Below are 5,815 nucleotides of genomic sequence, written 5' to 3'. Positions count from 1 at the left end.
ACCGAGCGGCGGGCGCTCGGCCGGACCGGGCTGTCCGTGTCGCCGGTGACGGTGGGCGCGGCGGGCTGGCGGCACTGGGCGGACGGCTCCGGGCCCACTCGCGCGCAGACCGCGGAACTGCTGCGGCGCGTGGTGCGCGACGGCCGGATCACCGTGGTGGACACGTCGAACAACTACGGCGAGGGGGAAAGCGAACGGCGGATCGGCGGCGTGCTGGCCGAACTGGGCGGCCCGCCACCGGGTTTCCTGGTGCAGACCAAGGCGGACCGGCACTTCACCGGGGACTTCTCCGGGGCCCGGATGCGGGAGTCGCTCCGGGAGAGCCGGGACCGGCTGGGCGTGGACCGGCTGCCGGTGTGCTACCTGCACGACCCGGAACACGCCGCGCCCGAGGACCTCCTCGGGCGCGGCGGGGCGGTCGAGGCTCTGCTCGAGGCCCGCGACGAAGGCCTCATCGAGCACCTCGGCGTCGCCGGCGGCCCGGTCCCGCTGCTGTGCGAGCTGGTGCGCACCGGCCACTTCGCCACCCTGATCACCCACAACCGCTGGACGCTGGTGGACCGGTCCGCGGACGAACTGCTCGACCTGGCCGCCGAGCGCGGTCTGGGGGTGTTCAACGCCGCGCCCTACGGCGGGGGCCTGTTGACTGCCTGGCCGTCGAAGCACACCCACTACGCCTACCGGGCGGCCCCGCCGGCGCTGCTCGCGGCTGCCGACGAGATCGGGCGGCTGTGCGCCTCCGCGGGAGTACCGCTCGCCGCGGCGGCGCTGCACTGGTCGCTTCGCGATCCGAGGATCACCTCGACGATCGTCGGCGCGGCCAGTGCGGACAGCTACGAGCGGACGCTGGCGTTGAGCGACGTGGTGGTCGAAGACGCGCTGATGGCGGCGATCGCCGCGGTCCCGCTCGACGAACGCACCTGGCAGGACCCGAGGAGGGGAAGCGCATGATCGGCCGGCCACGAGCCCGGACCGCCACCGGACTGGTCGAGGGCGAAGCCCAGGACGAGGTCTTCGCGTTCCGGGGGATCCCGTTCGCCGCTCCGCCGATCGGCGCGAACCGGTTCGGCGAACCCCGCCCGGCGGCGCCGTGGGACGGCGTTCGCGACGTTTCCGCGTTCGGCACCGCGCCGCCCGGCCCCCAGGCCCCGACGACCGGCGACGACTGGCTGACCCTGGCGGTCTGGACGCCGGACCCCGGCGCGGCCCGGCTGCCGGTGCTCGTCTGGATCACCGGCGGGGCGTACCTGCAGTGCAGCACCGCGAACCCGCATTTCGACGGGGCGCGGCTCGCGGCCGGCGGCGCGGTGGTGGTCAGCGTCAACTACCGCGTCGGCGCCGAAGGGTGGGCCCACCTCGACGGCCACCCGGACAACCGCGGGCTCCTCGACCAGATCGCCGCGCTGCGCTGGGTGAAGGACAACATCGCCGCGTTCGGGGGCGACCCCGGCAACGTCACGGTGTACGGCCAGTCGGCGGGCGCCGGTTCGTGCGCCGCCCTGCTGGTGATGCCGCGGGCGGCCGGGCTGATCGACCGCGCCGTCCTGCAGAGCCTGCCGGGCACGTACTTCACGCCCGCGCTGGCCGCCGAGGTGACCGGGCACATCCGCGCCGAGGCGGGCACACCCGACCTGACCGACGTCTCCCCGGCGCGGCTGCTGGCGGCCGTGATGGCGGTGAGCGAACGCATGGACCCGAGGTGGGGCCCGGTCGTCCACACGCCGACTCCGTTCTCCCCGGTGGTCGACGGCGAGATCCTGCCCGTCGCCCCTTGGGCGGGCCTGGCCGCGGGCGCCGCGAACGGCGTGCCCCTCCTGCTCGGGCACACCCGCGACGACGCCCGGCTGCTCGCCGCCCGGCTCGGACCGGCCGAAGACGCCGAGGTGGCGACGCTGATCACCGGCCTCGCACCGACCGTGGACGCGGCCCGCTACCGCGTCCGGTTCCCCGGATCGAGCGCGACGGCGTTGCGCGAGATCGCCCTGGGGGACTGGCTGCTGCGGATGCCGACGTTGCGCCTCGCCGAAGCCGCGCAGGCGGGTGGTTCGCCGGTGTGGATGTCCGAGCTGTGCTGGGAATACGGGCCGGAGGGTGCCTGCCACATGCTGGACGCGTCGCTGGTCTTCGGCACCACGGACCTGGCGGGTGCCGTCACGAGCGCCGGCCCCGAGGCGGTCGAGCAGCACGGCGCGCTTTCGGAGCTGATGCGCCGCGAGTACCTGGCCTTCGCCGCAACCGGTGACCCCGGCTGGGCCGCGTTCGAACCGCTGGGGCGCGCCACCCGGGTCTACGACGTGGTGTCCACAGTGGAGCGCTACCCGGAGGAGCGATCGGCGGCGGTGTGGCGCGACCATCGGTTCGACGTGGTGGACCTGCTCGGGACCGACGCCTGAGCCCGGCTTCACGCGGTCGGCCGGGGAGCCCCGGCCGACCGGTAGAGCCGTTCGATCACGTCGATCGTCCGGATCACCTCGGCCGAGGCCACACCCCGCTGGGCCGGGTCGGTCAGCAGCGCCGGGAGGTGGTCGAGCTGGCGCCGGTACTCCGCCCCCCGGGTCTCGGGCGGCGGCTCGATCGGCTCGGCGCGGCCGTTGCGGTGCAAGACCAGCGAACTGCCGACGCCGTTCGGGCTGAGACCGAACGTGCACGTCAGTTCGGCACGGGCGTCGGCGCCTTCGAGCACCACGCGGGTCACGTCGCGGACCGCGTGCGACGCCCAAGCCGCGGTGAGGCCCACCAGCGGCCCGCCGTCGAGGGCCAGGACGCCGCGAACCGTGTCTTCGACGTCCTTCGGCGCGAGTTCGCGCTCCGGACCGCCGGGTGACCCCCGCCAGGTCGCTTCGGCGCCCGAGCGGGCGAGGAAGTCCGCCGACACCGCGCCGATCACCTGCGCCACCGGCGGCCACGACACCAGCCGCATGCCGACGGTGATCAGGTGCCAGCCCAGGTCGACGAGGGCTCCGCCGCCCGCCCGGCGGCGTTCGGTGAACCAGCCGCCGGGCGCGGGGACGCCGGCGGCCCGGATCCACGACAGCTCCATCGACCGGAGCGGGCCGAGTTCCGGGAGGAGCTCGCGCACGGCCGTGACGTCCGCGCGGTACCAGGCCGCGGTGCCCGACAGCAGCCGCGCCCCGCCCGCGCGCTCCGCGGCCGCCAGCGCCGCCGCCTCTGCCGCGCTCAGGCAGACCGGCTTCTCGACGAACGTGGCGATGCCCCGGGCCAGCAGCGGGATCGCGGTGGTGGCGTGCAGGTGGTTGGGCGTCGCGACCACGGCCAAGTCGACATCGCCGCTACGCAGGCCGCCGGGGTCGCCGAGGGACCGCGCGGCCGGGAACCGGGCGGCGGCCCAGGCGGTGGCGGCCGGGTCCGGGTCGTGCACGGCGACGACCCTGAACCCCGGGTGCGCCAGGATCCTCGGCGCCCAGAGCTCGCGGACGGCCCAGCCGAGGCCGATCAGAGCGAGGCGGATCTCCACGGTGGCTCAGCGCAGCCGGAGAATGGTGTCCGCCAGCGAGCCGATCGTGCTCGCGCTGGCGATCGCCTGGTCCTGGTCGGCGAGGTCGACGCCGAACTCCGCCTCGGCCTTGGCGAGCAGCTGGACGATGGCGATCGAGTCGAACCCGGCGAAGTCCGTGAGCGAGGTGGCCTCCGCCAGCGCGGACTCCTCGCACCCGGGCACCAGCTCCACGACCCACGCGGTCAGCCGCCGCGCCACCTCGGCGCGCTCGGGGGTTTCCGTCTCGTTGCTCATCGGGGTGCCTCTCTCAGTCGGCTTCGGTGGCTTGGGCGAGGGCGAGCTTGAACGCTTCGACGGCGGGGACGTCCCGGTGCCCGGAAAGCTGCGCCAGCGCGAAGACCTCCATCGCGACGAGGACGTCCCGCGGCTCGGCGGCGGGCACGCAGTGGCGGTCGAGCATCAGCTGGGGAGCGGGGCCGTCCGCGCCGTTGCGGATCTCGACGTGGAACTTGTCGTCGTAGTAGTGCAGGACCTGCGGTGGCCCGACCACGGTCCGCGGCCGCAGCGCGTGGATCTCGGCGTCCGACAGCGGTGCCTTCCTGGCGACCGCGGTGTCGCGGAAGTCGTTGTGCATGGCGTCGAACCGGCCCGGCGGGATGATCTCCGCCAGCTGCTCCATCCGGTACCGGCCCATCGAGTACCCGCGGATGCTCGCGGCCATGGTGCGCCGGACGACTTCGTCGAACACCGCGTCGCCGACCTCGACGTCGAAGGCACCCGACTGCGCCATGTTGCCGATGTAGTACTTCTCGGCCTCGGTGAACCGGTTGGAGATCATGCAGCGGAGCGCGCTGCCGGACCGGCCGGACAGCATCGACACCACCGTCGCCGACATGGCCGCGAACACGGCAGGCGAAGTGACCTTGGCCCGGTCGGCGATCCGGTCGAACGCGGCGCCGAGCGCGGGCGAGCACATGGCGACGCGCACCCAGCGCGGCTCGCGGACGGCGGACGGCCCCGGGAAGTTCGTCACGTCGACCCGGTCCCCGAACCGCCGCCACCGCTCGATCGTGCGCTCGTTGAGCCGGATCCCGGCCGGGCTGTTCTCCGCCCGGGCCTGCGCCACCGGGGTCAGCAGCGGCCGGTCTTCGCCGTGGTGGCGGTCGCCCGCCAGCCGCGCGGTGAGCTCCTCGTGGAGCCGGTTGCGCGCGAGGCCGTCGATGGACAGGTGCGACACGACGACCAGCAGCCAGGCCGGCCGCTGCCCGAAGCAGACGACGGCGAACCGGGCGGGCAGCCCGCGGTCGACGTCGAACGAGCGGTCGGCGAACCGGGCGAGCAGGTCGTCGAGCGGCTCCTCCGGGTCGTGCTCCAGCCGGACGTCGTACTCGCCGGAGCGGAGCACCTCCTGCCGGCCCGACCCGTCGGCCGCGTCGAAGTACCGCGTCCGCAGCGATTCGTGCCGCACGACGACGTCATGGAGAACGGCGAGGACGTCGTCGAGCGTCCGGCCGTCCGGGATTTCGACCCGGCAGCTGACGTTCAGGTAGGCGTCGTGCGGGTGGAACATCTTGACCGCGCCCCAGATCCCGAACTGGGACCAGGTCATCGGCGCGACGGCGCCGGCCAGGCCGGAGAACCGGACCGGCACCGAAGTGGTTGTCGAAGGAGCCATGGCTCGACCTCCTAGGGGGTGGTGAGGACGTCGGTGAACAGTTCGACGAGCGCGCCGGCCTGGGCGGGGTTGAGCCGGGGGTCGCAGGCCGAGCGGTACCGGGCGGGCTGCGGCCCGGTCGCCAGCTCCGCGGCGTCGTCCACGCATTCGCCGACGTCGTCGGGGGTGATCTCCAGGTGCAGGCCGCCCGGGTGCCGTCCGTGCCGGTGGAGCACCGCGCAGAACTGCTCGACCTCGTCGGCCAGCCGGCGCACCACCCGGGTCTTGAGCCCGCGGGCCGAGCGGACCGTGTTGCCGTGCATGGGATCGCTGAGCCAGACGACGTCCGCCGCGTGGTCGCCGAGCGCCCGGACGATCGGCGGCAGCCGCTCGCCGATCCGGTCGGCGCCCATCCGGACGATCAGGCTCAGCCGGCCCGGCCGGCGGTGCCACGTCAGCCGTTCGACCAGCGCCAGCACCTCGGCCGGATCGGCGTCCGGGCCGACCTTCACCCCGACGGGGTTGGCGATCTCGCCGGCGAAGGCGATGTGCGGCCCGGCCACCGCGCGGGTGCGTTCGCCGATCCACACCGTGTGCGCCGACGACGCGAACACCTCGTCCCGAACCGGGTCCGTCCGGCGCAACGCGTGTTCGTAGTCCAGCAGCAGGGCTTCGTGGCTGGTGTACACCGCCGGTCCGGACGC

6 protein-coding genes are annotated in these 5,815 nt (G+C 74.3%); 2 read left to right on the top strand and 4 right to left on the bottom strand.

Annotation, left to right across the window (positions count from 1 at the left end):
- On the top strand, positions 1–951 hold a 951-nt coding region (locus CCN39_RS19700), incomplete at its 5' end, for an aldo/keto reductase (RefSeq protein WP_086844041.1).
- Positions 948–2,393: a carboxylesterase/lipase family protein gene (locus CCN39_RS19695; protein ID WP_086844039.1), complete on the top strand. Its 1,446-nt coding sequence runs from the start codon at positions 948–950 to the stop codon at positions 2,391–2,393. The genes CCN39_RS19700 and CCN39_RS19695, both read left to right, overlap by 4 nt.
- An 8-nt stretch (positions 2,394–2,401) precedes the next feature.
- Here CCN39_RS19695 and CCN39_RS19690 read toward each other — a convergent pair whose 3' ends face one another.
- From CCN39_RS19690 to CCN39_RS19675, 4 genes are all read right to left on the bottom strand, one after another.
- Positions 2,402–3,475, bottom strand: a complete 1,074-nt coding sequence (locus CCN39_RS19690) for a Gfo/Idh/MocA family protein (RefSeq protein ID WP_208630272.1) — start codon at positions 3,473–3,475, stop codon at positions 2,402–2,404.
- A gap of 6 nt (positions 3,476–3,481) precedes the next feature.
- A complete protein-coding gene (locus tag CCN39_RS19685) occupies positions 3,482–3,751 on the bottom strand; it encodes an acyl carrier protein (protein ID WP_086844037.1) in 270 nt (89 codons plus the stop codon).
- 13 nt (positions 3,752–3,764) lie between these two features.
- On the bottom strand, positions 3,765–5,132 hold the full coding sequence (locus CCN39_RS19680) for a condensation domain-containing protein (RefSeq protein ID WP_086844035.1): 1,368 nt from the start codon (positions 5,130–5,132) through the stop codon (positions 3,765–3,767).
- Between the two features lie 11 nt (positions 5,133–5,143).
- Positions 5,144–5,815: 3-deoxy-7-phosphoheptulonate synthase (locus tag CCN39_RS19675; RefSeq protein WP_143264086.1), on the bottom strand; the 672-nt coding region annotated here is incomplete at its 5' end.

The organism is Amycolatopsis kentuckyensis, assembly GCF_002155975.1.
Taxonomy (GTDB): domain Bacteria; phylum Actinomycetota; class Actinomycetes; order Mycobacteriales; family Pseudonocardiaceae; genus Amycolatopsis; species Amycolatopsis kentuckyensis.
This window is presented reverse-complemented; position numbering and strand designations above follow the sequence as displayed.